Origin of the sequence: Streptomyces sp. ATCC 21386 (assembly GCF_018728545.1) — a bacterium.
GTDB lineage: Bacteria > Actinomycetota > Actinomycetes > Streptomycetales > Streptomycetaceae > Streptomyces.
The window spans coordinates 3,069,600-3,094,140 of record NZ_JAAVVL010000001.1 but is presented as its reverse complement, the minus strand read 5'-3'; the positions used below and the strand labels follow the sequence as shown (position 1 = coordinate 3,094,140).

Below are 24,541 nucleotides of genomic sequence, written 5' to 3'. Positions count from 1 at the left end.
CGCCCCTGAGAAGCAGGGGCTGCGCCCCGTGCTTTTCAGGCCCGCACGGCCGGGTCTTTCAGGGCGCGGGGAACTGCGCGAGAAGCCCCACGGACCCGCAGCTGACGACGGCCCTCGACAGCCCCTCCCTCACCCCTCCCGCAACTCCTTGGCCAGCGCCCCTTCCCCCTCCACCTCGACCCGCCCCGCCCGCACCGCATCCCTCAGCCCCAACTCCCCCCGGCCGAGCGCACCGCAGGTGTCCGTGTCGAGGGTCAGCCGTACGTCCGCCTCCCCCGGCGCGGGCCCGTCCCCGTACACCGGCCCCTCCTCCGCCCCCGCCCACACATGGAACGCCCCTTCCTCCAGCCGGACCTCGACGAGGCCCGCACCACCCCCGGCCAGCCCGCGCAGCGCCCGCAGCAGCGGCAACGCGAACCAGTGCGCCCGTACCGCGTCCGTGGCCCGGCGTTGCCCGAGCGCCGGCTCCCCCCACGCACCCAGCGCCTGCAGCACCGGCAGCAAATCCCGCCCCCGATCGGTGAGTTCGTACACGTATGCCGCTCCCGGCGGCGGCAGCCGGCGCCGTGTCGACAGACCGTCCCGTTCCATGTCCTTGAGTCGCGACGCGAGCACGTCCGTGCTGACGCCCGGCAGGTCCGCGTGCAGATCCGTGTAGCGGCGCGGCCCGGCCAGCAGTTCGCGCACGATCAGCAGGGTCCAACGGTCACCGACGAGGTCGAGCGCCCGCGCGGCGGAACAGTACTGGTCGTAGCTTCGGCGAGGTGACATGGGACGCAGTCTAGACATGTCGTTGGACTTTCCAAGCACCTACTTGGTAAAACCAAGCATCACAACGAACCGGAGGGCGAGGGCGCATGGAGTTCCGGCAGTCGAGCAAGCTCAGCGAGGTCTGTTACGAGATCCGCGGCCCCGTGATCGAGCACGCCAACGCGCTGGAGGAGGCGGGGCACAGCGTCCTGCGTCTCAACACCGGCAACCCCGCGCTCTTCGGCTTCGAGGCGCCGGAGGAGATCCTCCAGGACATGATCCGGATGCTCCCGCAGGCCCACGGCTACACGGACTCGCGCGGCGTCCTCTCGGCCCGCCGCGCGGTCGCCCAGCGCTACCAGGAGCGGGGCCTCGACGTCGACGTGGACGACGTCTTCCTCGGCAACGGCGTCTCCGAGCTGGTCTCCATGGCCGTACAGGCACTGATCGAGGACGGCGACGAGATCCTGATCCCCGCCCCCGACTTCCCCCTGTGGACGGCGGTGACCACCCTCGCCGGCGGCAAGGCGGTCCACTACCTCTGCGACGAACAGGCCGACTGGTACCCGGACCTCGACGACATGGCGTCGAAGATCACCGACCGCACCAGGGCCGTCGTCATCATCAACCCGAACAACCCCACCGGCGCGGTCTACCCCAAGGAGATCATCGAGGGCATCCTCGACCTCGCCCGCCGCCACGGCCTGATGGTCTTCGCCGACGAGATCTACGACCAGATCCTGTACGACGACGCCGTCCACCACTCGGCCGCCGCGCTCGCCCCCGACCTGGTCGTCCTGACCTTCTGCGGCCTGTCCAAGACGTACCGCGTCGCGGGCTTCCGCTCCGGCTGGCTGGTCGTCACCGGCCCCAAGCAGCACGCCCGCAACTACCTGGAGGGCCTGACGATGCTGGCCTCCATGCGGCTGTGCGCCAACGCGCCCGCCCAGTACGCCATCCAGGCCGCGCTCGGGGGCCGCCAGTCGATCACCGAACTCACCGCCCCGGGCGGCCGCCTCCACGAGCAGCGCAACGTGGCGTGGGAGAAGCTCAACGAGATCCCCGGCGTCTCCTGCGTGAAGCCCAAGGGCGCCTTGTACGCCTTCCCCCGGCTCGACCCCAAGGTCCACAAGATCCACGACGACGAGAAGTTCGTGCTGGACCTCCTCCTCCGCGAGAAGATCCAGGTCGTCCAGGGCACCGGCTTCAACTGGCCGACCCCCGACCACTTCCGCATCCTCACCCTCCCGCACGCCGACGACCTGGACGCGGCGATCAGCCGGATCGGCCGCTTTCTGAGCGGGTACCGGCAGTAGCCGACGGCCGGTACCGGTGGTCGACGACGGCCGGTACCGGTGGTCGACGACGACGGGTACGGGTGGCCGTCGACAGCGGTACGGCACCGTCGCGTATACGGGCCGGGTCGTCGGCGTACGCGGGCGTCCGGGCATCGGCGCCCACCCGGCATGGGTAGCCCTTCCCCATGACTGAGCGCCCGCTGCTCCTCCTCGACGTCGACGGCCCCCTGAACCCGTTCGGCGCCCGCCTGTGGCGTCCTCGCGGCTATGTGACCCACCGGGTGCGCCCGGCCAACTGGTCCTCCCGGCAGAAACCGGGCTCCCGGCGGCTGCGCCGGGGGCTGCGGATCCGGCTCAATCCGGCGCACGGCGAGCGACTGCTCGCGCTGCCGTATGAGTTGGCGTGGGCGACGACCTGGATGCACGAGGCCAACGAGATGATCGGCCCGGTGATCGGGCTGCCCCGCGACCTGCCGGTCATCGAGTTCGCCGGCCTCTTCGCCGAGGACCCGGACGGGTTGTACTGGAAGACTCGGCAGGTCCTGGAGTGGGCGGCGGGACGGCCGTTCGTCTGGGTCGACGACATGATCACCGACCTCGACGTCCGGCATGTGGCCGAGCACCACGACACGGCCGCGCTGCTGATGCGGATCGATCCGCGCCGGGGGCTGCGGGAGGCGGAGTTCACGGAGTTGGAACGGTGGGCCCGTGCCCTGTGAGGAGCGGGACGCCGTCGGGCGCCGCGGACTCGTAGCCTGAGGGCATGGGTGATCTTCTTCTTGTGCGGCACGGTGAGACCGAGTGGTCGGTGTCCGGGCAGCACACCAGCTGGACCGACATCTCGTTGACGGACCACGGCCGCGAGCAGGCACGCGGCCTCGCCCCGCTGCTCGGCTCGCACCGCCTCGGAGCCGTGTTCGTGAGCCCGCTCAAGCGCGCCCGGGAGACCGCCGACCTGGCCGGACTCACCGGAGCGCGCATCGACGCCGACCTCGTCGAATGGGACTACGGCGGGTACGAGGGCGTCACCACCGTCGAGATCCACCGCACGCGGCCGGAGTGGTTCCTGTTCACGGACGGCGTGGCGCCGGGGCCGCCGGAGCACCCCGGGGAGAGCCCGGAGGAGGTGGGTGCCCGTGCCGACCGCATGCTGGCCAAGGCCCACGCGGCGCTGGCGAACACGGAGGGCAGCGTGGTGCTCGTGGCCCACGGTCACTTCCTGCGCGTGCTCACGGCCCGCTATCTCGGGCTGCCCGCCTCCGGCGGCGCGCTGTTCCAGCTGGCCACGGGCACGGTCTGCCGGCTCGGAACGGAGCATGGGCGTCCGGTCCTCGCGGGGTGGAATGTCAGACCCTCCTCGTAGTCTCCGTATCCGTAGGCGTGCCCCAGGGCCGGTCCGGGTGAGGGAGGATGCCGTGACACGACCGCCGACCGCCGCCCAGCGGCGGATCATCGACGCCGCCGAGCCCGTGACGGGACGGCTGACGGGTACGGAGCACCAGCTCGCGGCCCTGGTGAAGCGCGGGCTCGCCTTCCGGCATCTGCGCCCGCCGCACGACCACTTCCTCACCCCGGCCGGGCATCGCCTGCGGGAGACGGCACCGGCCCCGGAGACGGCCTCCCGGGAGCCCGCCCCGACGGACACCGCTCCCGCCGGTACGGGCGTCTTCGCCGCGCGGGTCGGCGGTGAGGAGGCCGCCGCCACGGGACCGGCTCGGGCCCGGGAGGTCCACAGCGCCTGGCAGGGGCTTCTGGAACTGCGCCGGATGACCAACACCGGCGGCGCCACGGACCGCCCCTGCGGCTGGGAGCGCACGCATCTCGTGCAGGCCGCCGCCCTGGCACTGGAGGCCGAGGGCCACCGGCCCGCCGGAGCGGACCCGGCGGGCGGGGGTTACCGCGTGCGGGCCACGCCCCAGCCCGAGGCCGTCGCCGTGCGGGAGCCCGACGCCCAGGCGCTGCGGGCCTGCGGGGCGACGCTGGAAGAGGCGGGCTGGCAGGCGGGCGAGCACACGGATCCACGGACACGCGAGCGCTATCTGCTGGCTTCGCCGAGGCGCGTCTAGCGGAGCGACCAGCGGGCCGACTCGGGTCCCGGGGTCTGAGCAAGCGCTCAGTAAGCTGGTGGGCGTTGTCGTTCGCCTCAGGTAGGGGGAGTCATGGCCGAGCCGTTTTCCGTTCCGGTGACCGTGCGTGGGTACGAGACCGATGTGCAGGGGCACCTGAACCAGAGTGTGTACCTCCAGTACGGCGAACACGCGCGGTGGTCGCTGCTGCAGGCCGCCGGGATACGCCAGGCCGACCTGCTGGCGAAGGGGGTCGGGCCCGTGGCCCTGGAGACGACGGTCCGTTACCGGCACGAGCTGCTGGCCGGTGACGAGGTCGAGGTGACGTGCGTGTTCGCGTGGGGCGAGGGCAAGACGTTCCGCATCGAGCAGACCGTACGCAGGACGGACGGCACAGTGGCCGCCGAGATCACCGGTGTCGGCGGGCTGATGGATCTGAGGATCCGCAAGCTGGTGGCCGACCCCCGGGAGTACTTCCGGGCCCTGGCGGCGGACCCCAGCCTGTTCGGGCTGTAGGCACGCCGACGGACCACGCGCCGCCCGGGTCCCGGCAGGGGCGACGGGTCCCGGCGCCGTGGGCTCGCGCTCACGGTCCACGACGCCGGGGAGTCACGACCGGTGGCCGCTCAGCCCAGCGGGTTCAGCAGCTCCGGGTCGTTCTCGAAGGCGAAGAGCAGCAGGTCCGCCATGGTGAACCTGCCCTTGCGGTGGGAGGGGAGGCTCGGGCGCCAGCCCGGGTGCTTCACGATCGACCTCCGGCTGCCCTCCATCGCCCGGTGGAAGACCTCCGCGACGAGGGTGCCGCCCACCCCGGTGAGGCTGCCGGGGCGCGCTTCGTTCACCTCGGCCTCGCGCAGCACGTAGAACCAGAGCGGGGTGTGCTCCACGAGCTGGGTGCGCTCGGCGTCGGTGAAGCCCTCCAGCACGGCTCCGCCGTTGCCGCGCAGGATCTGGTCCTCCGTCAGGGGCTTGAATCCCATCTGGGCGGCCAGTTGCGGCCCGGTGGCCAGCTCGACCATCGAGGCCCGCACCAGGTTGCGGAACGCGAGGTTGCGCTGGATCGGCGGCGGGGCCGGGCGGCCCCGGCCGTCGAAGGTGCCGGTGGGCAGCGTGGACAGGGGGTCGACGAGCAGGGTGTCCAGCCGCTTGGCCACGTTGAACTCGCGCTCCGGCACGACCAGGTCCTCCCGGCCGATCTCGCCGAAGTCGAACAGCCGGCGGAAGTCGACGATCCAGTTGCTCGGCAGTCGCAGGTTCTCGCCGGAGTCCGGGTCGTCGAGGTCGCTCAGGTCGTCCGGTCCCGGGGTGAGGTTGCCCGCCGTCCCGCTGAAGCGGAACAGCAGTCCGAGCGAGGCGATCGGACCGGGGCCGCCCGCGCGGAACACGCTGTTCCACTGGTAGGCCCCGCGCACCATGCTGTGCCCGAGGCGATAGGCCGCCACCGAGAACTCGATGGGCATCGTCGGGAAGTCGCCGGGGCGGACGTATCCAGGGCGCTCGAAGTGCCTGCGTCCGCGGGTGAAGACCCGCTCGACGATGTCCGGGTCGACGATGCGCGGCAGGAAGTCGGTGCGCAGCACCCACTGGTAGTGCTTCACGACGAGCTCCCGGGCGGCCTGGAACAGCCGGTGCTCGGGCACTCCGCGCTCGGCGAGGTGGTCGACGACCCGGTTGTGGAAGCGGATGAAGGCCAGGTGGAGCTGGCCGACCGCGAGGTTCTCGTCGTTGCGCGCGTCCGGGATGAGCGGGGCGCGCTTGTCGGCCCGGGTGCCACCGGCCGCCTCGCCGGCCCTCGGCAGGTCGAAGCCCTCGCGGTCGATGTTGGAGGTCGACTCGGGCGGGAAGTCCACCCCGAGTGTCGTGCCCATCCGCAGGCGGCCGCCGGGCTCGTAGAAACGGGCGCTGCCCGCGTGGCGCGGGCCCATGCCGTAGAGCGAGTCCAGGTCGAGGGCGGGGCTGCGCCCCTGCACCAGGTCCTCGACCGGGACCGGTTCACCCAGGCCCACCTGGGTGCGGTCCAGGGTCAGGTCGTGGTCGACGAACTGACCGAGATACGTGAACCCCGCCGGGACCGACGCGCCGGGCTCCCCCGAGTCCGGGTCGGCGCCGCCGGTGCCCGTGGTCATGGCCACGGCCAGCTTGCCGAGCAGTTCCTCGTCGAGCTGGACCCCCTTCTCGCCGAAACGGGAGAAGCGGAAGGCCATCTGCTGCTCGGTCGCGCTCGGCACGCGCGCGACCGCCGCCCCCTTCTCGAACTCCAGGATCCGGCCCTCGTTGACGACGTAGTAGGTCTCGCGATGGTGTCGATGCACCATGTGTGTCCCCGTTCTGTCCCCCGGCTCCGCGAACGGCCACAACCGGACTTACCGGCTCTCCCCGTCGGTACCGGCCCCCACCGGACGCGAAGCGATCATTCGGATAAATCCCTGTTTCCCGACAACGCGTCGGCCACGAGGAGAGGTTCCCGAACCGGGAGATCTACTCATATTGGCGTAGGAAGCAGCCGTTCACGTCGGGTTCTCCCCCGTGTGGCCGCGTGTCCGCGCACAAGTGGGGTGTCGGCGGGTATTCCTCCCACGGCGTACCCCCCACCGCATCCCCGGAGACACCATGCCGCTCGCCCGCCGTGCCCTGCTCACCGCGTTCGCCGCCGCTTCCGCCGCCGCCTGCACCTCGGCCCGCGCGATCCCCTCGGACGACGCGCCCCGCACCGACAAGGCACAGCGCACGGCCTCGGTGGCGACCAGAAGGCTGCTGCCGGACCACTGGCGGCAGATCACCTTCCTGGAGGGAAGGGAGAAGGACACCTTCCACGTATCGGGGAGCACGGGCCGCATCACGGTCGCCGGTGACACCCCGGCCACGCAACTCACCGGCCTGAACTGGTACTTGAAACACGTCGCGTACGCCGACATCAACTGGGCGGGCGAGCAGACGGACCTCCTGCCGCGTGAGCTGCCGGGCCTCGGCCAGGCGGTGAGCCGCCGGGCGAACGTCGTCCACCGCTTCGCCCTCAACGACACCAACGACGGCTACACGGGCGCGTACCTGGACTGGGGGTACTGGGAGCGCGAGCTGGACGTGCTGGCGCTGCACGGCTACAACGAGGTCCTGGTCTACGCGGGCGCGGACGCGCTGTACCACCGGGTGTTCCAGGAGTTCGGGTACGGCGAGGAGGAGCTGCGGGCGTGGGTGCCGGGCCCGGCCCACCAGCCGTGGTGGCTGCTGCAGAACCTCTCCGCCTTCCCCTCCCCCGTCTCCCGGCAGCTCCTGGACGCGCGGGCCGCCCTCGGCCGCCGGATCGCCGACCGGGCGCGGGAGCTGGGGATGACACCGGTGTTCCCCGGCTACTTCGGGACGGTCCCGGCGGGCTTCGCGGAGCGGGTCCCGGGGGCGCGGACCGTGCCGCAGGGCGAATGGATGGGCTTCGCGCGCCCCGACTGGCTGGACCCGCGCGGCGCCGAGTTCGCCACGGTCGCGGCGGCCTTCTACCGGGTGCAGGACGAGATGTTCGGCCCGTCGACCCTGTACAAGATGGACCTGTTGCACGAGGGCGGCGACCCGGGGGACGTCCCCGTGGCCGACGCGGCGAAGGGCGTCGAGCGCGCCCTCCAGCGCGCTCACCCGGGGGCCACCTGGGTGATCCTCGGCTGGCAGCACAACCCGCCGCGGGCGATCGTCGACGCCGTCGACAAGGAGCGGATGCTCGTCGTCGACGGTCTCTCCGACCGCTTCCCCACGGTCACCGACCGCGAGGCCGACTGGGGCGACACCCCGTACGCCTTCGGTTCCATCTGGAACTTCGGCGGGCACACCGCGCTCGGCGCCAACACCCCCGACTGGGCGGCGCTGTACGAGAAGTGGCGCACGAAGTCCGGCAGTAGGCTGCGGGGGATCGCCCTGATGCCGGAGGCAGCGGACAACAACCCGGCAGCCTTCACCCTGTTCTCGGAACTCGCCTGGCGAGAGGGCGAGTTGGACCTGAAGACCTGGTTCGCCGAGTGGGCGCACGCCCGGTACGGCGCCCTCGATCCGCACGCCGAGGCCGCCTGGGACATCCTGCGCCGCACCGCGTACGGCACCACCCGCGCCGACTCCTGGAGCGAGGGCGCCGACGGCCTGTTCGGTGCCCGGCCGGCCCTGAACGTCGTACGGGCCGGCCGCTGGTCTCCGAAGCAACTCCGCTACAGTGCGGCCGACTTCGAGCCCGCGCTGGACGAACTGCTGAAGGTCCGACCGGAGTTGCGGGTCTCGGCGGCGTACCGCCGCGATCTCCTCGACGTGGCCCGCCAGACCCTCGCCAACCGCAGCCGGGTGATGCTGCCGAAGATCAAGGCGGCGTACGACGCGGAGGACACGGCGCTCTTCGCGAGGTCGAGCGCGGACTGGCTGTCGCTCATCGATCTGCTGGACGAGCTGGTGGCCACCGACTCCCGTCATCTGCTGGGCCGTTGGGTCGAGGAGGCCCGCTCCTGGGGCGCGGACGCCGCCGAGCGGGACCAGTTGGCGTACGACAACCTGTCGCTGCTGACCGTGTGGGGGACACGGAAGGGCGCGGACGCGGGGCTGCGGGACTACGCCAACCGGGAGTGGGCGGGACTGGTCGGCGGGCTGTACCGGTTGCGCTGGTCGACGTACTTCGAGGAGCTGAGTGCCGCGCTGGCCGAGGGCCGGACACCGGCGAAGATCGACTGGTTCGCCCTGGAGGACCGCTGGGCGCGGAACCCGGGACCGCTCGCGACCGAGCCGACCGGCGACACGTACACGGTCGCGACCCGGGTCCGGGACCGGCTCGCGGCACTCTCCTGACGGACCCCGCCGGCGCGTGCGGCCCACCCTGGACGGCCCGCCGGGGACACCGTTCCGGGGCGCGCACGCGCGTGCGCGCCCCGGATACGGCTGCCGTGGACCTCACCGAGGTACACGGCTCTGGCCGAGGGCCGTCCCCCTCGACCAGAGTTCAGCGGGTCAGGCTCCGGCGGCGATCCGCGCCAGCCGCCGCGCCTCCTCCCTGGTCGAGCGGGCGATCGCGTCCTCGTCGACGTGCAGCAGGCGGTTGTTCTCCACGATCTGGCGGCCGTTGACGAACGACGCCGTCACCGGGGCCGCCGCGCCGAGGACCAGGGCGGCCACCGGGTCGGCGATCGAGGCGTGCGCGAGCGTGTCGAGCTTCCAGAGGACCAGGTCGGCGAGCTTGCCGGGCTCCAGGGAGCCGATCTCCCGCGCGCGGCCCAGGACCTGGGCTCCGCCGAACGTGCCGAGGCGGAGCGCCTGGCGGGCGGTGAGGGCGGCCTCGCGGTGGGCGCCGAGGCGGTTGATCAGGAGCGCGTTGCGCAGCTCGGTGTGGAGTTCGCCGGACTCGTTGGAGGCCGTGCCGTCGACGCCGAGGCCGACGGGGACGCCTGCCGCCAGCATGTCGGGGACCCGGGCGATCCCCGCCGCCAGCCGGGCGTTGGACGACGGGCAGTGGGCCACGCCCGTCCTCGTACGGGCGAAGGCGTCGATGTCGGAGTCGTTCATGTGGACGCAGTGGGCCATCCACACGTCCTCGCCGAGCCAGCCCGTGGACTCGAAGTAGTCGGTCGGGCCCATGCCGAACAGCTCGTGGCAGAACTTCTCCTCCTCGACCGTCTCCGAACCGTGGGTGTGCAGCCGCACCCCGAGGCGACGGGCCAACTCCGCGCCCTCACGCAGCAGTTCGGTGGAGACCGAGAACGGCGAGCAGGGGGCGACGGCCACCTGGGTCATCGCACCGAAGGAGGCGTCGTGGTGCTGCCGCACCGTCTCCTCGGTGGCGGCGAGCGCGCCCTCCAGGGTCTCGACCGCGAAGTCCGGCGGAAGTCCGCCGTCCTTCTCGCTGCGGTCCATCGAGCCTCGGGCGAGCGTGAAGCGGACGCCCGTCTCGCGGGCTGCCCGGATGATGGAGCCCGACAGGTCGCCGGAGCCCTTCGGGAAGACGTAGTGGTGGTCCATCGCGGTGGTGACACCGCCGCGGGCCATCATCGCCAGGGATCCCTGGGCGGCCGCGTGGACCATCTGCTCGTCGATGCGCGCCCAGGTCGGGTAGAGGGCGACGAGCCAGTCGAAGAGGTTGTGGTCGGTGGCGAGGCCCCGGGTGATCCACTGGTAGTAGTGGTGGTGGGTGTTGACCAGGCCGGGGGTCACGAGGTGGCCGGTCGCGTCGATACGGCGTACGACGTCCGCCAGGTCCTCGGGGGCCCGCCCCCTGCCGAGCGACTCGATGCGGTCGCCGGCGATGACGAGGTGGCCGGTGGCGTACTCGGTGTCGTCGGCGTCCACGGTCGCGATCGAACAGTTCTCGATCACGATGCGCTGAACTGTTGTCATGCTGCGCCCCTCAGAGGTTGGTCAGGTCCGCCGGGATCTTCGCCTCGCACCCGTCCCGCAGGACGGTGGCCTCGATCAGGCCGTAGGGGCGGTCGGCGGCGAAGTAGACCTCGTTGTCGTTCTTGAGCCCGAAGGGGGCCAGGTCCACCAGGAAGTGGTGCTTGTTCGGGAGGGAGAAGCGGACCTCGTCGATCTCCTCGCGGTGCTCGATGATCCGTACGCCCATCTGGTAGAGGGTCTGCTGGAGCGAGAGGGAGTACGTCTCGGCGAAGGCCCGGAGCAGGTGCTTCTTGACCTGCTCGTAGGACGCCTCCCAGTCGGGCATCGGCTGCTCGTCGTCGGTCCAGTTGAAGCGCCAGCGGCCGGAGACCTCGGTGGCGAGGATGCGGTCGTGCGCCTCGGGCAGGGTCGTGTACTTGTCCTTGACGTAACCCCAGAACTCGGAGTCGGTCGAGTTCATGACCGTGAGGTCCTTCAGACCGGAGACGACCTCCCACGACGAACCGTCGTGGGTTATCTGGGTCAGCCGGGTCTCCTGGCCCTGCCGGACGAAGGAGTGCGCGCCCTCGCCGCCGTGCTCGATGCGCTCCCAGGCGTACTGCTCGATACGGACACGGGCCCGGTGGATGGCCGGCTGGGAGGCCACGAAGTGCCGGGCGAGATGGATGCCGAACTGTTCCGCGGACTCGATGCCGTGCTCCTTGGCGAAGGCGTACACGGTGTTCTTGGTGGTGTCCGTCGGCAGGACGTTCGCGTTCGAGCCCGAGAGGTGGACCTCGTCCATGTCGCCGCTCAGCGCGACCGAGACGTTGAGGTCCTTGATGTGGTGGGTGGCTCCGTCCCGCGTGATGCGTACGACGCGGTTCTCGGCCTTGCCGTACTGGTTGGGTCCAAGGATGGGCATAGCTAGCTCCCTCGGTAAACGGAGTAGCCGAACGGGTTGAGCAGCAGCGGTACGTGGTAGTGCTCCCCGGGCGTCACCGTGAAGGTGATGACGACCTCGGGGAAGAACACGGCACCGCTGTCCCGATTCGCGGGGGCGTCCTGCTGCGCATCGGCTTGCTTGTGCACGGTCTGTGCGGCGTTGCGGGCGAGGTACGGCTCGACCTCGAAGTCGAGTCGCACCTGTGTGGTGCCCTCCGGCAGGGCCGGCAGGTCCTTGCAGCGGCCGTCGGCGTCGGTCGCCGAGCCGCCGAGCGCCCGCCAGTCCGCTTCCCGTCCGCCGCGGGCGGCGACGTGGACGGCGACGCCCGCGGCGGGGCGGCCGACGGAGGTGTCCAGGATGTGTGTGGACACCGAGGCGGTCGTGCTGGTGCTCATGATCGGGCTTCCTCTTCGACGTCGACGAGCCGGGCCAGGCGGATGCGGTTGATCTTGCCCAGTTCGGTACGGACGATCTCGCGTTCCCGCTCCGGCGCGTTGCCGATCCGGTCCCGGACCGCGTCGCGCATCTGCTCGCCGGTCCGGCCGGTGGCGCAGATCAGGAAGACATGACCGAACTTCTCCTGGTAGGCCAGGTTCAGTTCGAGCATCTCCGCCTTCAGCTCGTCGGAGGCGCCGGCCATGCCGCGCTGCTCACGGGCCGAGGTCGGGTCGCCCGGCTTCGGGCGGCCGATCGGGGGGTGCCCGGCCATGGCCTGCGCCAGGTCCTCCTCGCTCAGTTCGGCCATGGCGGCGTCACTGGCGGCGAGGAGGTCCTCGACGGCGGCGTAGGGGCGGCCGGCGAGGAGTCTGCGCCCCCATGCGGCCGAGGTGCACGCCTCGTGGAGCGCGGCGGCGGCCACGTGCTTCTCCAGGGCGTTGAAACGGGCGAGGCCCGGTGTCGAGGAACGCGAAGTACGCGAAGTCACGGGAGCCTCCGTCGCCGTGGTGCTGGACTGGCTACGGCAAGCTAACGCCCCGCGACGACATCGCGTCAACAGTTTGTTGAAAAATCGCGGTTACGGCACTCGCCCGCGGGACTCAGGCCCCTTTGTCGCGGTTGAGGTAGTTGTAGACGGTGAAGCGGCTGACCCCGAGGGCGCTCGCGACGGTCTCCACGCCGTGGCGCACGGAGAAGGCGCCGCGCGCCTCCAGGGTCCGCACGACCTCCTGCTTGGCCTTGCGGTCGAGGTCGGCCAGCGGCTTGCCCTTCTGGCGCTCCATCGCGGCGAGGATGTGATCCAGCGATTCGGCGAGCTGCGGCAGCCGTACGGCGACGACGTCGGCACCCTCCCAGGCCAGGACGACGTCGTCGGGGCCGGCCTCGCCCGGCGGGAGCATCAGGCCGCCCATGGCGTCGACCAGCGGCTTGACGGCCGCGACGAAGCGCTCGTCACCGGCGCCGGTCACTCGCCGCCCTCCCCGATCACATTGACCTGGAGCGAGATCCGAGTGGCACCGGACTCCAGGGTCCGGCGCAGCAGGGCGTCCACGGCCGTGAGCACGGCGTCGGCCCGCCCCTCCGCCGTGTTGCCGAACGGCCCGACGTCGACCGCGTCCAGGTCGGCCGCCTCGACGACCTCCCGCGCCACGAGCGCGTGCGCCGGGGCCTCGTCGAGGTCGAAGGGCTCGGTCGTGAACTCCACTCTCAATCGCATCAATCTCACAGCACCCCATAACAGCTGCTCTGACCTGCAGTTTCTCTCAGCCTTCCGACACGACCCTAGCGGACCGTCCCGCAGGTTCAGCAGGGAAGCGCAGGCATGGCGCAGGGCGTGGGAGCGGGAAGGCCGCGGCAGCCGAGACCAAACGTGAACTCGCCGAGCGGGTGGAGGTGCTGAAGAGCCGGGGCATCGCTCCAGACCGCGATGACATCGTCGAGGAAGTCCCGCAGCGCGGCCTGGCTGCCCTGCTCCTCCCGGGGAGAGGTGGCCCAGGATCTGCGGATGCGTCTCCCGGTGCGGTCCTGCGGCCCGGGGCCGCGGGCGGCGGCGATGCCTCTCAGCACCCGGCCCGGTGGAACGTCGTCGAGTCCGGGGGCGAGGCGGAGTGCCTGTCGCTCGGGGCCGAGGAGAGCCATGTCCTTTTCAGTGTCTGTCGTGGGCGGCCTGGACCAGCGCCTCGAACAGGGCCTGCTGGGCCGGGTCTTGACCTGCGGTGTCCTCGGGGTGCCATTGCACCGCCGTGAACCATCCCTGGTGGCCGGGCAGTTCGAGCCCCTCCACGGTGCCGTCGGCGGCCCTCGCGGTGACCGTGAGCCCGACGCCGATGCGGTCGACTCGCTGGTGGTGGTAGCAGGAGGCATCCGTCTTCTCGGCGCCGACGGCCTGTTCGAGCAGGGTGCGGCGCCGGATCGCGACCGGGTGCACGATGTGCCGGTGTTCGCGGTCCGCGCCGCCCATGTCCTGTTCCAGGCTGCCGCCGAGGGCGACGTTCACCACCTGCAGCCCGCGGCAGATCGCGAGCAGGGGCAGTCCCAAGTCCAGTGTCCGGCGGGAGACTTCGAGGTCGAACACGTCCTGGAGGTCGTCGACGTCATAGACGCTGTCATGGGTGTCGGTGGCTCCGTAGCGGTGCGGTGCCAGGTCTCCGCCCCCCGGGAGGAGCACGCCGTCGAAGCGGGCGAGCCGCTCGGCCACGTCGGCTCCGGCCGGGTCGGCGGGGTGGATGCTCACCGGCTCGCCCCCGGCCCGCCACACGGCCTCGACCAGCGCACGGGCGTTGACCTCGGCGGCGTAGCGGAGCGCGGACGTGGTGGCGGCGAACCGGGCCGGAATCGCGATCAGGGGTCGCGGGTGCGTACGGGTCACAGCTGGATCCAGGTGGTCTTCAGTTCGGTGTACTTCTCGACGGCGTGGGCGGACTTGTCGCGGCCGTTGCCGGACTGCTTCATGCCGCCGAAGGGGACGGTCAGGTCGCCCTCCTCGTAGCAGTTGACCCAGACCGTCCCGGCCTTGAGCGCACGCGCGACCTTGTGGGCGGTGGACAGGTCGGAGGTCCACAGGCCGGCGGCGAGGCCGTACTCGGTGGCATTGGCCAGCCGTACCGCCTCGTCGAGATCGTCGAAGGCGAGGACGGACAGGACGGGACCGAAGATCTCCTCGCGGGCCAGCCGCATGCCGGGGTCGACCCGGTCGAACACGGTGGGCCGCAGGTAGCTGCCGCCGGTCTCGGCCAGGGCCCGGTCCCCGCCCACGCGCAGCCGGGCGCCCTCGTCCAGACCGGAGGCGACATGCTCCAGGACCCTGCCGAGGTGGTTGTCGCCGACCAGCGCGCCCATCTCGGTGGCCGGATCGAGCGGGTCGCCCACCCGCAGCTCGCGCGCCCGCGCCACGACCGCCTCCGTGACCTGTTCGGCTATGGAGGAGTGGACCAGCAGCCGGGAGGGCGCCGTGCACATCTCGCCCTGGTTGAAGAAGATGCCCCAGGCCGCGGTCGCCGCGGCCTTCTCCAGGTCGGGGGCGTCGGGCAGCACGATGTTCGGTGACTTGCCGCCGAGTTCGAGCCAGACGCGCTTGAGGTTGGAGTCGGCGGCGTAGCGCAGGAAGTGACGGCCGACGGCGGTGGATCCGGTGAAGGCCAGGACATCGACGTCGGGGTGCAGGCCGAGCGCCCGGCCGGCCACCGGGCCGTCGCCGGTGACGACGTTGAGGACGCCCGGCGGCAGTCCGGCGTCGGTGGCGACGCGGCCGAGGAGGAGGGCGGACAACGGAGAGGACTCCGACGGCTTCAGGACGACCGTGCAGCCGGCGGCGAGCGCGGGCGCGACTTTCCAACTCGCCAAGGTGAGCGGGAAGTTCCACGGCACGACGGCGCCGACGACGCCGGTCGGCTCCCGGGTGACCAGGGCGAGCGCGTCCGGCGCGGTGTGGGGGGACTCGTCGGTGAGTTTGTCGGCGAGCTGCCCGTACCAGCGGAAGGTGTTGATCGCGGCGCGCAGTTCGATGGCGTACGCGTCCGTGATGGGTTTGCCCATCTCCAGGCTCACGGTCAGCGCCAGTTCCTCGCGCCGCTCCTCGAGCAGCTCGGCGATCCGCAGCAGGACCCTGCCCCGCTCGGCGGGCGGCAGGTGCGGCCACGGCCCGGCGTCGAAGGCGCGGCGCGCCGCCGCGACGGCGAGATCGACCTCCGCCTCCCCCGCGTCGGCGACCTGGACCAGGGTCTGACCGTCGCGCGGGGAGACCACCGCGAACGATCCACCGTCACCGGCTTCGGCGTTGCCGTCGATGTGGTGATGCGTGGGCAGATCGAGTCCCTCGACGCGGCGCAGCAGTTCCTCATGGGTGGCGTTCAGCACGCGCTCTTCATCTCCGTCTCATCCGTTTCGTTCGGCGAAACAACTCACGCGCTCCGGCGGAAGGCCGGATACGGCCGGGGCACAGGCTCCGGCCGTATCGGTGAGGGATCGCGGTGTTCAGTCGGTGGTCGCTGCCCTGGACCGCGTCAGCCGGGCGGCGACGACGCCGGCGATCAGCACCACCGGAACGGTGGCCTGGAGCCAGAGGGCCGTGGTTCGGTCGCCGCCGATGAGGGTCGTGAAGTTGGCGATGATGAGCCAGATGGCACCGGCGATGCCGAGCGCGCCCAGGACGGGGGCGATCAGCGTGTTCCAGGGGCGGGTGTCGGCACCCGAGCGGCGGAAGAACACGACGACCGAGACCGAGGTCAGGAAGTACAGCAGCATGATGGCGAGGACGGCGACCCCGCTGAACCAGGAGAAGAGGGTCAGCACCGGGTCCTTGCCCAGGACCGCGAAGGGCACCACGAGCAGCACCGCGATCACGGTCTGCACGGCGCCCGCCGCCCAGGGCGAGTGACGCCGGTTGAGGGCGGTCAGACCGTGCGGCAGGAGCCCTTCGCGGCCGAGCGAGAACAGGTAGCGGTTGGCGGAGTTGTGGAAGGCCAGGAGGCCGGCGAACAGGGAAGTGGCCAGCAGGAGCGGCAGGACGTCGCCCACCCAGCCGCCGAACTGGGCGGCGATCGGCGCGAAGACGAAGGCCGCGGCGTCGCCGCTCTCCAGGGCCTTGCCCGCCTCGGCCGTGGCCTGGGACGCACCGTGCGCGGAGACCAGCATCCACGAGGCGAAGGCGAAGAAGCAGGTGACCACCGCGACGGACAGATAGGTGGCCCGGGGAACGGTCTTGTGGGGTTCACGGGCCTCCTCGCCGTAGATGGCGGTGGCCTCGAAGCCGAACATCGACGCCACGGCGAACATCAGCGCCACGCCGGGAGCGCCCTGGAGCGCGGCGGACGGCGAGAAGCTGTCCGTGAGGCCGAGCCCTTCGGGGCCGCCGCCCTTGAAGAGGGTCACGAGGGCGAAGGCGATGAGGATGCTGAACTCGGCAAGCACGAAGACGGCAAGGATCTTGGCGCCCATCTCGATGCCGGAGGCGCCGAGCACCTGCACGATCACCATGGTGACGAGGGCCCAGACCCACCACGCCACGTGCGCCCCGGTGTGGTGCTCGACAAGGCCGCTCATGATGCTGCCGTACAACCCGTACATGCACGCCTGGACGGCGCAGTAGGCGAAGAGCGCGACGGCGGCGCTGCCGGAGCCGGCCGAGCGGCCGAGCCCTTTGCCGATGTACGTGTAGAAGGCGCCGGCGTCCACGACGTGGCGGCCCATGGCGACGAAGCCCACGGAGAACAGCAGGACGATGACGCCGGCCGCGAGGTAGGCGGCCGGAGCGCCTGCGCCGTTGCCGATGGCGATGGCGATGGGCACGGCCCCGGCGATGCCGGTCAGCGGCGCCTGGGCGGAGAGAACGAAGAAGAGGATGCCGAGGACACCGAGAGAGTCGGGCTTGAGTCTGCCTGCTATGGATGCATCATCAGCGGTCTGCGTGGCGACCGCGGTCTGACTGTCCACTCGAATCACCTGCCGGGGGACGGGGAGGGCGGAGTTTTGTTTTAGGCCAAACGAGTTGCCTCATGGTGGGCTGGAACTATCCGTTTGGCAAGGGGTTGCGGTGAGATCCTTGTGCGGACACGGAGGTCTTTACAGGACCGTGATTCGGGCGGCGGGCCGGTCGGCCGCGCCCCGGCGCACGAGCCGTACGAGGACCGGCCTCGACGTCTTCCGGCGGACGCCCAGCAAGGTCAGCAGGGTCCGCTCGGCACCCGTCCGCCGGCCGCCGTGCCGCGACTTCGACCTTCATGACGGCTCCTGCCTCTCGAAGGGGGTCCGGTATCAGCGAAGACGGACGGGGAGGTGGGTGGTCGTGCGCAGGAACTCGGTGTGCGCACAGGCGGGCTCTCCCGCCAACTCGATGCCGGAGAACCGGGCGAGGATCGAACTGAAGACGATGTCGGCCTCGGCGCGGGCCAGGACCTGGCCGGCGCGGCCGTGCATGCCGGAGCCGAACGCCAGGTGCTGACTGGCGGCGAGGGGGCGGGTGTGGTCGAAGGTGTCGGGGTCGGCGAAGACCTCGGGATCGCGGTTGGCCGAGGCGATGAGCAGGGCCAGCGCCTCGCCGGCCGGTACGGTGGTGCCGCCGATGACCGTGTCCTGCGTGGTCAGGCGCACCACCATGGACTCGGGCGTGTCGATCCGCAGGATCTCGTTGATGATGCCCGGCCGCGCCTCCGGCTCGTCGCGGTAGGCGGCGAACAGCTCGGGCCGCCGCGCCATCAGCCAGATGCCGTGGTTGATCAGGTGCTTCACGTCGAGGTGGCCCACGGCGAAGAACAGGAAGATCGTGCAGACGACTTCCTCCTCGGTCATCCTCCCCTCGTCCTGCGCGACGATGAAGGCGTCGATCAGCCCCTCGCCGGGGTGGGCGCGCCTGTCGGCCACCAGCCGGCGGATGCGCTCGGCGAACCAGGCGAACGCCTCCGTGGTGGCGCGGGCCTCCTCGTCGTTGCCGCCGGGACCGAGGCTCAGCCCCGACGGCCTTGGGCGTGAACCAGCGGTTGGTGATCCTCCGCAGCCGCGTGTGGTCGGGGGCGTCCCTGCCGAGCATGGTGTGGTGGATCGGGGCGGCCGGCCCGAAGTCGAGCCGCTCCACGCTCAGGGTGGGGTTGCGGATCAGCCGGGCGACGTCCTCGTAGCGGAAGACGACGTACAGGCCCGCCGGATGCCGGTAGACCGGGTGCTCCTTCAATACTTCGCGGGCGGGTAATCGACTCCTTACGCCGCCCGAAACAGACGAGTCCCCGTCGCCGGGCGACGGGGACTCGGTCTGACCTGCTGTTATGGCAGGGACAACGACATGGGCGGCTACTCCGCCTCCCCAGGCTTCCGGATCAGCAGTGACCGCAGCTCCTTCAGCGCGGCCTCGGTGACGTCCGGCTCGTCGAAGACCAACTGGTGCAGCACGAGGCCCTCCAGAGCGGCGAAGACGAGCCGGGTCAGGGCAGGGCTGGTGCCTTCGGGCAGGCTGCGGGACAGTTCCCTCTCCGTGGCCTGGAAGTACTCGTCGTACAGCGCGCGGATCTGCGGCAGCAGCTCGGGCCTGCGCCGGGACTCGAGCATGAGCTCGTACTGGAACGTCTGCAGGGCAGGCGCACGCGTGACCATGTCCGCCAGTCCCGCCGCGAAGTCCGCGATGTCGCCCGTCCCCGGCTCCAGGGAGCTCGTGCTCGCGCTGGTGCGCACCGCGTGTTCGAGGGCCGCCTCGATCAACGCGTCCCGGGAACCGAAGTGGTGCACCACGAGCCCGTGCGTGACACCCGCCTCCTCCGCGACGGCGCGATAGGTGAGCTTGCGCAGCCCGCCTCGGGCCACGACGCGCACAGCGGCGTTGAGCAGGGCCTCGCGGCCGGTCCCGTAGTCCACCCGCTTGCGGGGCCTGGCCGGGGGCTTGTCGGAGGAATCGCTCATGCGCGCGACCCTACCCGTACGCCGGGCCGGCGGACCGTCGCAGGGGCGTCAGCGCTTCGGCGGGCGGATGCCGCGGAACTCCCAGTCGCCGCCGAGCGCGGTGGACAGCACCTCCTCGGACTCGGTGGGCTGCGCGCCGACATCGGCGCGGATGGGAGTGGGGCCGGTGACGATGTGGTTGGTGAGCCGTCCGAGGCCCTCCACCTCGACCTCGACGACGTCACCGGGCCGTACGGGCCGGGAGTTGGCCGGCGTCCCCGACAGGAGGACGTCGCCCGGGTACAGGGTGATGGTGCGGGCGATGTCGGCGACGAGGTAGTGCATGTCCCACTGCATCTCGTCCGTCGAACCGTCCTGGACGACCTCGCCGTTGACATACGTCCGCAGGCTCTTGCCGTGGAAGTCCCAGTCGGTGACCAGCCCCGGACCGAGCGGGCACAGGGTGTCGGAGCCCTTGACCCGGAGCATCGAGCCGGCGTCGGTGTCACGGAAGTCGTGCAGGCCGTAGTCGTTGGCGACGGTGTAGCCGGCGATGTACTCGCCCGCTTCGGCCGGGGAGATGTTGCGCGCGGTCCTGCCGATGACGATGGCGACCTCGCCCTCGTAGTTGAGCCACTTGCAGCCCTCGGGACGCACGATCGCGCCCTTGTGGGCGTTGAGGGCCGACGTCGGCTTGTGGAAGTAGGTGGGCGTGGCCGGCAGCTCGATCCCGAACTCCTCGACGCGGCTGCGGTGGTTGAGGTGGACGGCGATCACCTTGGAGGGGACGACCGGCGGCAGGTGGTGCGCCTCGTCGGTCTTGACGCGGCGGCCGTCCCCGGCGACCAGCTCGTCACCGTCGACGGTGACCTGGACTGCGGCGCCGTCGAGCAGGATGCGGCGGTACTCAGGCATGAGCGGACTCCTGTGCGGGGGTGTGGGATGCGGTCCAGCCGCCCTCGGGGCGGTCGAACCAGAGGTGCACCTGACCGGTGCCGATCGAGTTCTCGTACTCGCCGTACTGACGTGCCCTGGCGACGCAGGCACGCTCGCCGAGGGCGCCGGCCATCATCAGGTAGTGGAAGAACTTCGCTTCCGGCTTGTACTTCCAGAACTCGTCCATGGTGTCCAGGACCCGGTCGTGGCGGCCCTCCTTGAACCAGGCGATCCGCTCGTGATCGGCCTCGCGCGCCTCGGGTGTGAAGATGTGCACCGGGTCGCTGGCCTCGTGGTTTCGCAGTTCCCTGAGCGGCCAGAACGTGTGCGACAGGGCTCCTGACGCGATCAGCAGCACGCGCCGCCCCGGGGTGGCGGCGATACCGTCGGCCAGGGCGCGGCCGAGCCGCAGGTGGTCCTCCATGTCGCCGGTCTGGCAGACCCCGATGGTCACCCACCGCTTGTCGGGCAGGCCCTCGCCGAGGAACTTCCAGAGGTTGATGGTGGCGTAGTAGATCGGCAGGTACTCGTCATCGATGGCGGTGATCCAGGTGCCGTGCTTGTCCGCGAACTTCTCGATGTTGTGGGCCAGTTCGGGATCACCGGGGAAGTCGTACGGCATACGGCACATCCCGCGTGGCAGCTCCTCGGAGGTGAACAACCCCGCCCGCCGCTGCTGCGCGGTCACCACGAACTCGACTGTCGTCGCCCAGTGCGAGTCGAGGACCACGACGGTGTCGTAGTCGTCCCGCTCGAAGACCTCCTTGCGAAGCTGGTGCAGGCCCGTGACGAGGGTGATCTCCTTGCCCTCGTTGAGCTCCAGCCGGTCCTCTTCGGGCAGCACGATGGTGGGGACGTGGGCGAGGAGGCCCGCCCCGACGATCTCACCCATGGTTCGTCCATCCGTTCGGTGCGGTGACCGTGTTCTTCAGGTCGCAGTAGAAGTCGAAGCTCCAGGTGCCGCCCTCGCGGCCGACGCCGGAGAGGCGGGAGCCGCCGAAGGGGGCCTGCAGATCGCGGACGAAGAAGCAGTTGACCCAGACCGTGCCCGCGACGAGCTGCCCGGTGACGCGTTCGGCGCGCTCCGGGTCGCCGGTGGCGACGGTGGCGGCCAGCCCGAAGCGGGTGCCGTTGGCCAACCGGACGGCCTCGTCCTCGTCGGCGAAGGTCTGCAGCGTCAGGACCGGGCCGAAGACCTCCTCCTGCACGATCTCCGCGTCCTGGTCGACATCGGTGAGCAGGGTGGGCGCGTAGTACTGGCCCGCCCCCCGGTGCCCGCCGATCACCGCGCGGGCCCCGGCCGCCACGGCCCGCCGCACGAAGCCGTCGATCTTCTCCAGCTGGCGGGGATGGATGTTGGGCCCGATGTCGGTGGCCTCGTCGCGCGGATCACCCTGCTTCAGCGCGCTCGCCTTCTCGACGAACCGGCGCGTGAACTCCCCCGCGACCGACTCCTCGACCAGCAGCCGGGTGGCCGCGAGGCACACCTGGCCGGCGTTGTCGTACTGCTCCACCGCCAGGTCGACGGCAAGGTTCAGGTCCGCGTCGGCGAACACCAACAGCGGCGACTTGCCCCCCAGTTCGAGACTCAGGGGCGTGAGGTTCGCGGCCGCCGACTGCGCGATGCGCGTGGCCGTGGGCACCGAGCCGGTGAAGCTGATGCGGCGCACGTCCGGATGCGAGGTCAGCGCGTCGCCGATCTCGGAGCCGTAGCCCTGGACGACGTTGAGGACACCTGCCGGGAGTCCGGCCTCGGCGGCGATGTCGGCCAGCAGGGAGGCGGTCAGCGGCGACCACTCGGCGGGCTTGAGGACGACCGTGTCGCCCGCGGCGAGGGCCGGTGCGACCTTCCAGGTGGCCAGCATGAGCGGTGCGTTCCACGGGGTGATCAGGACGCAGGGGCCCGCCGGGTCCCAGCTGACGTGGTTGGCGTGGCCGCGCGTCTCGAAGTCCCCGTGCTCCAACTGGAGCAGCCAGTCCGCGAAGAAACGGAAGTTGTGCGCCACGCGTGGCATCACTCCGCGGCGGTGGGAGCGCAGCAGGGCGCCGTTGTCGGTGGTCTCGACGATGGCGAGCTCTTCGATCCGCTTCTCGACCCCGTCGGCGATCGCGTGCAGGATGCGGGCGCGCTCCGCGCGGGAGGTGGCGGCCCAGGCGGGGAACGCGGCGTTCGCGGCGGCCACGGCGGCGGCCGCCTCCATGGCCGTGCCCCGGGAGATGTGGCCGATCGTGCCGCCGTCGATGGGCGAGGCATCCTCGAACGTCTGCGCGGAGGCGACTCGCTCGCCGCCGATCCAGTGCCGGGTGTCGACGGCGACCCCGGCCACGGTGATGGTGTGTTCGCTCATGGTCTGTCCTCCGGTCTCATGATGGTGGGGTCTACTCGGCGCCGGAGGTGCCGGATTCCAGCAGTCGGCCGCCGTCCCAGACGACGCCGACCTGGCGGTAGTAGGCGCCGATCGGCTCGCGGATCTCCAGGCGGGCCAGTTCTTCGGTGGGCGCCTCGAACAGCTCCAGTTCGGCGTCGCCGCGCCAGGCCTGTCCCGCCTCGAAGGACGCGGCCCCCGACTCGATCAGCTCGTCGAGAGCGAGGCCCTTGCCCTTCTCGATGGAGGGCAGCCAGCGGTGGTGGGCCATCGGGTGGGCGTTGACGAAGCCGTTCGACTCCGACGGCTCGCGCAGGGTGACCACGGCCTGGGCCAGGCGCCGGTCGGCGGCGGCGAGCGTGGCGCCGAACCGGGCCCCCGCCTCGATGCGCGGCGCGGGGCCGTACGGGTGCGGGCGGGTCTGGTGGATCGAGCCGAGCTTCTTCGGGTAACCCTGGTGCAGGCCGCGCGCGATGGCGAAGTCCTTGTCGACCCAGATGTAGACGCAGCGCGAATAGGTCTGTCCCCGGTACTTGCACCGGACGACCGCGAAGGCCTCCTTGTACTGGGAGAGCACGGGATCGAGCAGCTCCGCCCCGGACGCCGAGCAGGACTGCCAGTCGGCCCAGATCAGCGCCACCGCGCCGGGGTCCTCGTCGGCGAGCTCCAGTGGCTCGGGAAGCAGTTCACGCACGCGTGCCGGGTCGGTGCGGTACTCGACGGTGAGCAGGTCACCGGAGTACCGCCAGGGCGGCGAGGGGACCAGCGACGAGGCTCCGCTCGCCGTCTTGGGGAAGAAGAATCCACGGACGGTGGTCATGTCAGCAAAGTCCTTCAGGGGTGAGGGCGGGCTGCTTGAGCAGTTCGGCGCGGTAGCGGGAGGCGGCGGCCGCCGCGGCGTGGCCGCCGAGGGCGACGACACCGGCCAGCCGGCCGCCGGCGTGGTAGCCGACTACGACGTCACCGTCGAGGTCGCCTTCGAGTACGCGCACGTCCTCCTTGCCGAGTACCGGCGCCCCGAAGGACTGCAGGCGGAAGTCGTGCTGGTCGCTCCAGAAGGTGGGCAGCGGCGCGAACGCGGACAGCTCGTGCTCGGCGCCGTTCAGGTGGGCGACGAGGGTCTTCGCGGCATGCTTGGCGGTGTCCGTGGGGATGCACCAGTGCTCCACACGGCGGGGTACGCCGTCGTAGCGGGCGTTGGGGAAGCGGGCGATGTCACCGACGGCCACCACGTCGGGCCGTCCGCCGACGCGCAGGTGCTCGTCGGTGGGCACGCCGTCGGCCAGGTCGAGGCCGTTGCCGTCCAGCCACTCGGTGTTGGCGACCGAGCCGACCGACTCGACCACCACGTCGGCGGGCAGGACGGTGCCGTCGGCGAGGGCGACGCCGGTGACGTGGCCGTCGCCGGTGAAGCCGGTCACACCCGTGCCGAGGGCGAAGCGCACGCCGCGCTCTTCGTGGCGCTTCAGCAGGGCCTTGGCGAGGAGCTCGCCGAGGGGGCCGACCATCGGCAGGGGCAGCGGGTCGACGACGGTCACCTGACGGGCGCCCAGAGCGACGGCGGTGGCGGCGACCTCGCAGCCGATGAAACCGCCCCCGACGACGACCACCCGGGTTCCGGGCCGGGTGAGGGCCTGCCGCAGGCCCTGCGCGTCGTCGATGGTGCGGACGGTGTGCCGACCGGCGAGCGGGCCGGGGCAGCGCAGACGTCGGGGCCGCATTCCGGTGGCGACGACCAGACCGTCGTACGACAGTGCCTCGCCGTCGTCGAACTCGACGATGTTCTCCGCGAGCCGCGCGGCGACGACTTTGGTGCCCAGCCGCCACTCCGCGTCGGCCACGCTTGCCCGCGGGCGGAAGGAGAGCGACTCGAAGGCGGCCTTGCCGGCGAGAACCTCCTTGGACAGGGGCGGCCGGTTGTAGGGCATGTGCGGCTCGTCACCGACGAGCGTGATGGCCTCGGCCCAGCCGGCGGCCCGCAGTTGCTCCGCCGCGCGCAGGCCGGCCATGGAGGCGCCGGCCACGACGATGCGTGCACTCCTCGGCGTCATG

At 71.2% G+C, this 24,541-nt stretch carries 26 protein-coding genes; 7 read left to right on the top strand and 19 right to left on the bottom strand.

From position 1 onward, the window contains the following. Nucleotides 1–129 precede the first annotated feature (129 nt). Nucleotides 130–771: a winged helix-turn-helix transcriptional regulator gene (locus GWK25_RS13510; protein ID WP_215450308.1), complete on the bottom strand. Its 642-nt coding sequence runs from the start codon at nt 769–771 to the stop codon at nt 130–132. A gap of 86 nt (nt 772–857) precedes the next feature. Here GWK25_RS13510 and GWK25_RS13505 point away from each other — a divergent pair, with 86 nt between their 5' ends. The 5 genes from GWK25_RS13505 (at nt 858) to GWK25_RS13485 (ending at nt 4,630) form a co-directional block, all read left to right on the top strand. After that, nucleotides 858–2,066 carry a pyridoxal phosphate-dependent aminotransferase gene (locus GWK25_RS13505; RefSeq protein WP_215450306.1) on the top strand — a complete coding sequence of 403 codons (1,209 nt, stop codon included), beginning with the start codon at nt 858–860 and terminating at the stop codon, nt 2,064–2,066. A 167-nt stretch (nt 2,067–2,233) separates the two neighbouring features. After that, nucleotides 2,234–2,767 carry an HAD domain-containing protein gene (locus GWK25_RS13500; RefSeq protein WP_215450304.1) on the top strand — a complete coding sequence of 178 codons (534 nt, stop codon included), beginning with the start codon at nt 2,234–2,236 and terminating at the stop codon, nt 2,765–2,767. 44 nt (nt 2,768–2,811) lie between these two features. Continuing rightward, nucleotides 2,812–3,411, top strand: a complete 600-nt coding sequence (locus GWK25_RS13495) for a histidine phosphatase family protein (protein WP_215450302.1) — start codon at nt 2,812–2,814, stop codon at nt 3,409–3,411. A gap of 52 nt (nt 3,412–3,463) precedes the next feature. Further along, nucleotides 3,464–4,114 carry a hypothetical protein gene (locus GWK25_RS13490; protein WP_215450301.1) on the top strand — a complete coding sequence of 217 codons (651 nt, stop codon included), beginning with the start codon at nt 3,464–3,466 and terminating at the stop codon, nt 4,112–4,114. 93 nt (nt 4,115–4,207) lie between these two features. Next, nucleotides 4,208–4,630: a thioesterase family protein gene (locus GWK25_RS13485; RefSeq protein ID WP_215450299.1), complete on the top strand. Its 423-nt coding sequence runs from the start codon at nt 4,208–4,210 to the stop codon at nt 4,628–4,630. Between the two features lie 110 nt (nt 4,631–4,740). Here the strand turns inward: GWK25_RS13485 and GWK25_RS13480 are convergent, their stop codons facing one another. Beyond that, complete coding sequence (locus GWK25_RS13480) at nt 4,741–6,429, bottom strand: heme peroxidase family protein (protein WP_215450298.1); 1,689 nt, start codon at nt 6,427–6,429, stop codon at nt 4,741–4,743. Between the two features lie 295 nt (nt 6,430–6,724). On the opposite strand from GWK25_RS13480, the gene GWK25_RS13475 reads away from it, so the two are divergent. Next, complete coding sequence (locus GWK25_RS13475; RefSeq protein ID WP_215450296.1) at nt 6,725–8,923, top strand: alpha-N-acetylglucosaminidase; 2,199 nt, start codon at nt 6,725–6,727, stop codon at nt 8,921–8,923. A 159-nt stretch (nt 8,924–9,082) separates the two neighbouring features. Here GWK25_RS13475 and GWK25_RS13470 read toward each other — a convergent pair whose 3' ends face one another. From GWK25_RS13470 to GWK25_RS43445, 11 genes are all read right to left on the bottom strand, one after another. Next, nucleotides 9,083–10,462 (bottom strand): 8-oxoguanine deaminase, encoded by a 1,380-nt coding sequence (locus GWK25_RS13470; RefSeq protein ID WP_215450294.1) that lies wholly within the window; start codon nt 10,460–10,462, stop codon nt 9,083–9,085. Nucleotides 10,463–10,472: 10 nt separating this feature from the next. Next, nucleotides 10,473–11,366: a factor-independent urate hydroxylase gene (pucL, locus tag GWK25_RS13465; RefSeq protein WP_215450292.1), complete on the bottom strand. Its 894-nt coding sequence runs from the start codon at nt 11,364–11,366 to the stop codon at nt 10,473–10,475. Between the two features lie 2 nt (nt 11,367–11,368). Beyond that, nucleotides 11,369–11,782 (bottom strand): hydroxyisourate hydrolase, encoded by a 414-nt coding sequence (uraH, locus tag GWK25_RS13460; protein ID WP_215450290.1) that lies wholly within the window; start codon nt 11,780–11,782, stop codon nt 11,369–11,371. Further along, nucleotides 11,779–12,312: a 2-oxo-4-hydroxy-4-carboxy-5-ureidoimidazoline decarboxylase gene (gene uraD / locus GWK25_RS13455; RefSeq protein ID WP_215450288.1), complete on the bottom strand. Its 534-nt coding sequence runs from the start codon at nt 12,310–12,312 to the stop codon at nt 11,779–11,781. The genes uraH and uraD overlap by 4 nt, the downstream gene beginning before the upstream one ends. A gap of 112 nt (nt 12,313–12,424) precedes the next feature. Then, complete coding sequence (locus GWK25_RS13450; protein ID WP_215450286.1) at nt 12,425–12,793, bottom strand: helix-turn-helix domain-containing protein; 369 nt, start codon at nt 12,791–12,793, stop codon at nt 12,425–12,427. Continuing rightward, nucleotides 12,790–13,041 (bottom strand): thiamine-binding protein, encoded by a 252-nt coding sequence (locus tag GWK25_RS13445; RefSeq protein WP_215450284.1) that lies wholly within the window; start codon nt 13,039–13,041, stop codon nt 12,790–12,792. Before GWK25_RS13445 ends, GWK25_RS13450 begins: the two co-directional genes overlap by 4 nt. Nucleotides 13,042–13,127: 86 nt before the next feature. After that, nucleotides 13,128–13,463: a hypothetical protein gene (locus tag GWK25_RS13440; RefSeq protein ID WP_215450282.1), complete on the bottom strand. Its 336-nt coding sequence runs from the start codon at nt 13,461–13,463 to the stop codon at nt 13,128–13,130. 7 nt (nt 13,464–13,470) lie between these two features. Continuing rightward, on the bottom strand, nt 13,471–14,193 hold the full coding sequence (locus GWK25_RS13435) for a gamma-glutamyl-gamma-aminobutyrate hydrolase family protein (protein ID WP_308404228.1): 723 nt from the start codon (nt 14,191–14,193) through the stop codon (nt 13,471–13,473). Beyond that, nucleotides 14,190–15,680 carry an aldehyde dehydrogenase gene (locus tag GWK25_RS13430; protein ID WP_215450280.1) on the bottom strand — a complete coding sequence of 497 codons (1,491 nt, stop codon included), beginning with the start codon at nt 15,678–15,680 and terminating at the stop codon, nt 14,190–14,192. Before GWK25_RS13430 ends, GWK25_RS13435 begins: the two co-directional genes overlap by 4 nt. Before the next feature lie 117 nt (nt 15,681–15,797). Further along, a complete protein-coding gene (locus GWK25_RS13425) occupies nt 15,798–17,255 on the bottom strand; it encodes an APC family permease (protein ID WP_215450278.1) in 1,458 nt (485 codons plus the stop codon). 321 nt (nt 17,256–17,576) lie between these two features. Beyond that, nucleotides 17,577–18,182, bottom strand: a complete 606-nt coding sequence (locus GWK25_RS43445; protein ID WP_215450276.1) for a cytochrome P450 — start codon at nt 18,180–18,182, stop codon at nt 17,577–17,579. A gap of 104 nt (nt 18,183–18,286) precedes the next feature. Between GWK25_RS43445 and GWK25_RS13415 the strand changes: the two genes are divergently transcribed. Beyond that, entirely contained in the window at nt 18,287–18,436 is a 150-nt protein-coding gene (locus tag GWK25_RS13415) for a hypothetical protein (protein ID WP_215450274.1), read from the top strand. A gap of 169 nt (nt 18,437–18,605) precedes the next feature. Here GWK25_RS13415 and GWK25_RS13410 read toward each other — a convergent pair whose 3' ends face one another. Genes GWK25_RS13410 through GWK25_RS13385 form a run of 6 tightly spaced genes read right to left on the bottom strand, consistent with a single transcriptional unit; the run spans nt 18,606 to nt 24,540 of the window. After that, nucleotides 18,606–19,208, bottom strand: a complete 603-nt coding sequence (locus GWK25_RS13410; protein ID WP_215450272.1) for a TetR/AcrR family transcriptional regulator — start codon at nt 19,206–19,208, stop codon at nt 18,606–18,608. A 48-nt stretch (nt 19,209–19,256) separates the two neighbouring features. Continuing rightward, complete coding sequence (locus GWK25_RS13405) at nt 19,257–20,102, bottom strand: fumarylacetoacetate hydrolase family protein (protein ID WP_215450270.1); 846 nt, start codon at nt 20,100–20,102, stop codon at nt 19,257–19,259. Further along, nucleotides 20,095–21,015, bottom strand: coding sequence for a 3,4-dihydroxyphenylacetate 2,3-dioxygenase (locus GWK25_RS13400; protein ID WP_215450266.1), 921 nt, complete (start codon nt 21,013–21,015; stop codon nt 20,095–20,097). The genes GWK25_RS13405 and GWK25_RS13400 overlap by 8 nt, the downstream gene beginning before the upstream one ends. Next, nucleotides 21,008–22,471 carry an aldehyde dehydrogenase gene (locus GWK25_RS13395; protein WP_215450265.1) on the bottom strand — a complete coding sequence of 488 codons (1,464 nt, stop codon included), beginning with the start codon at nt 22,469–22,471 and terminating at the stop codon, nt 21,008–21,010. The genes GWK25_RS13400 and GWK25_RS13395 overlap by 8 nt, the downstream gene beginning before the upstream one ends. Nucleotides 22,472–22,502: 31 nt before the next feature. Continuing rightward, entirely contained in the window at nt 22,503–23,309 is an 807-nt protein-coding gene (locus GWK25_RS13390) for an acetoacetate decarboxylase family protein (protein ID WP_215450264.1), read from the bottom strand. 1 nt (nt 23,310) lies between these two features. Continuing rightward, nucleotides 23,311–24,540 (bottom strand): NAD(P)/FAD-dependent oxidoreductase, encoded by a 1,230-nt coding sequence (locus GWK25_RS13385; RefSeq protein WP_215450262.1) that lies wholly within the window; start codon nt 24,538–24,540, stop codon nt 23,311–23,313. Nucleotide 24,541: the final 1 nt, after the last annotated feature.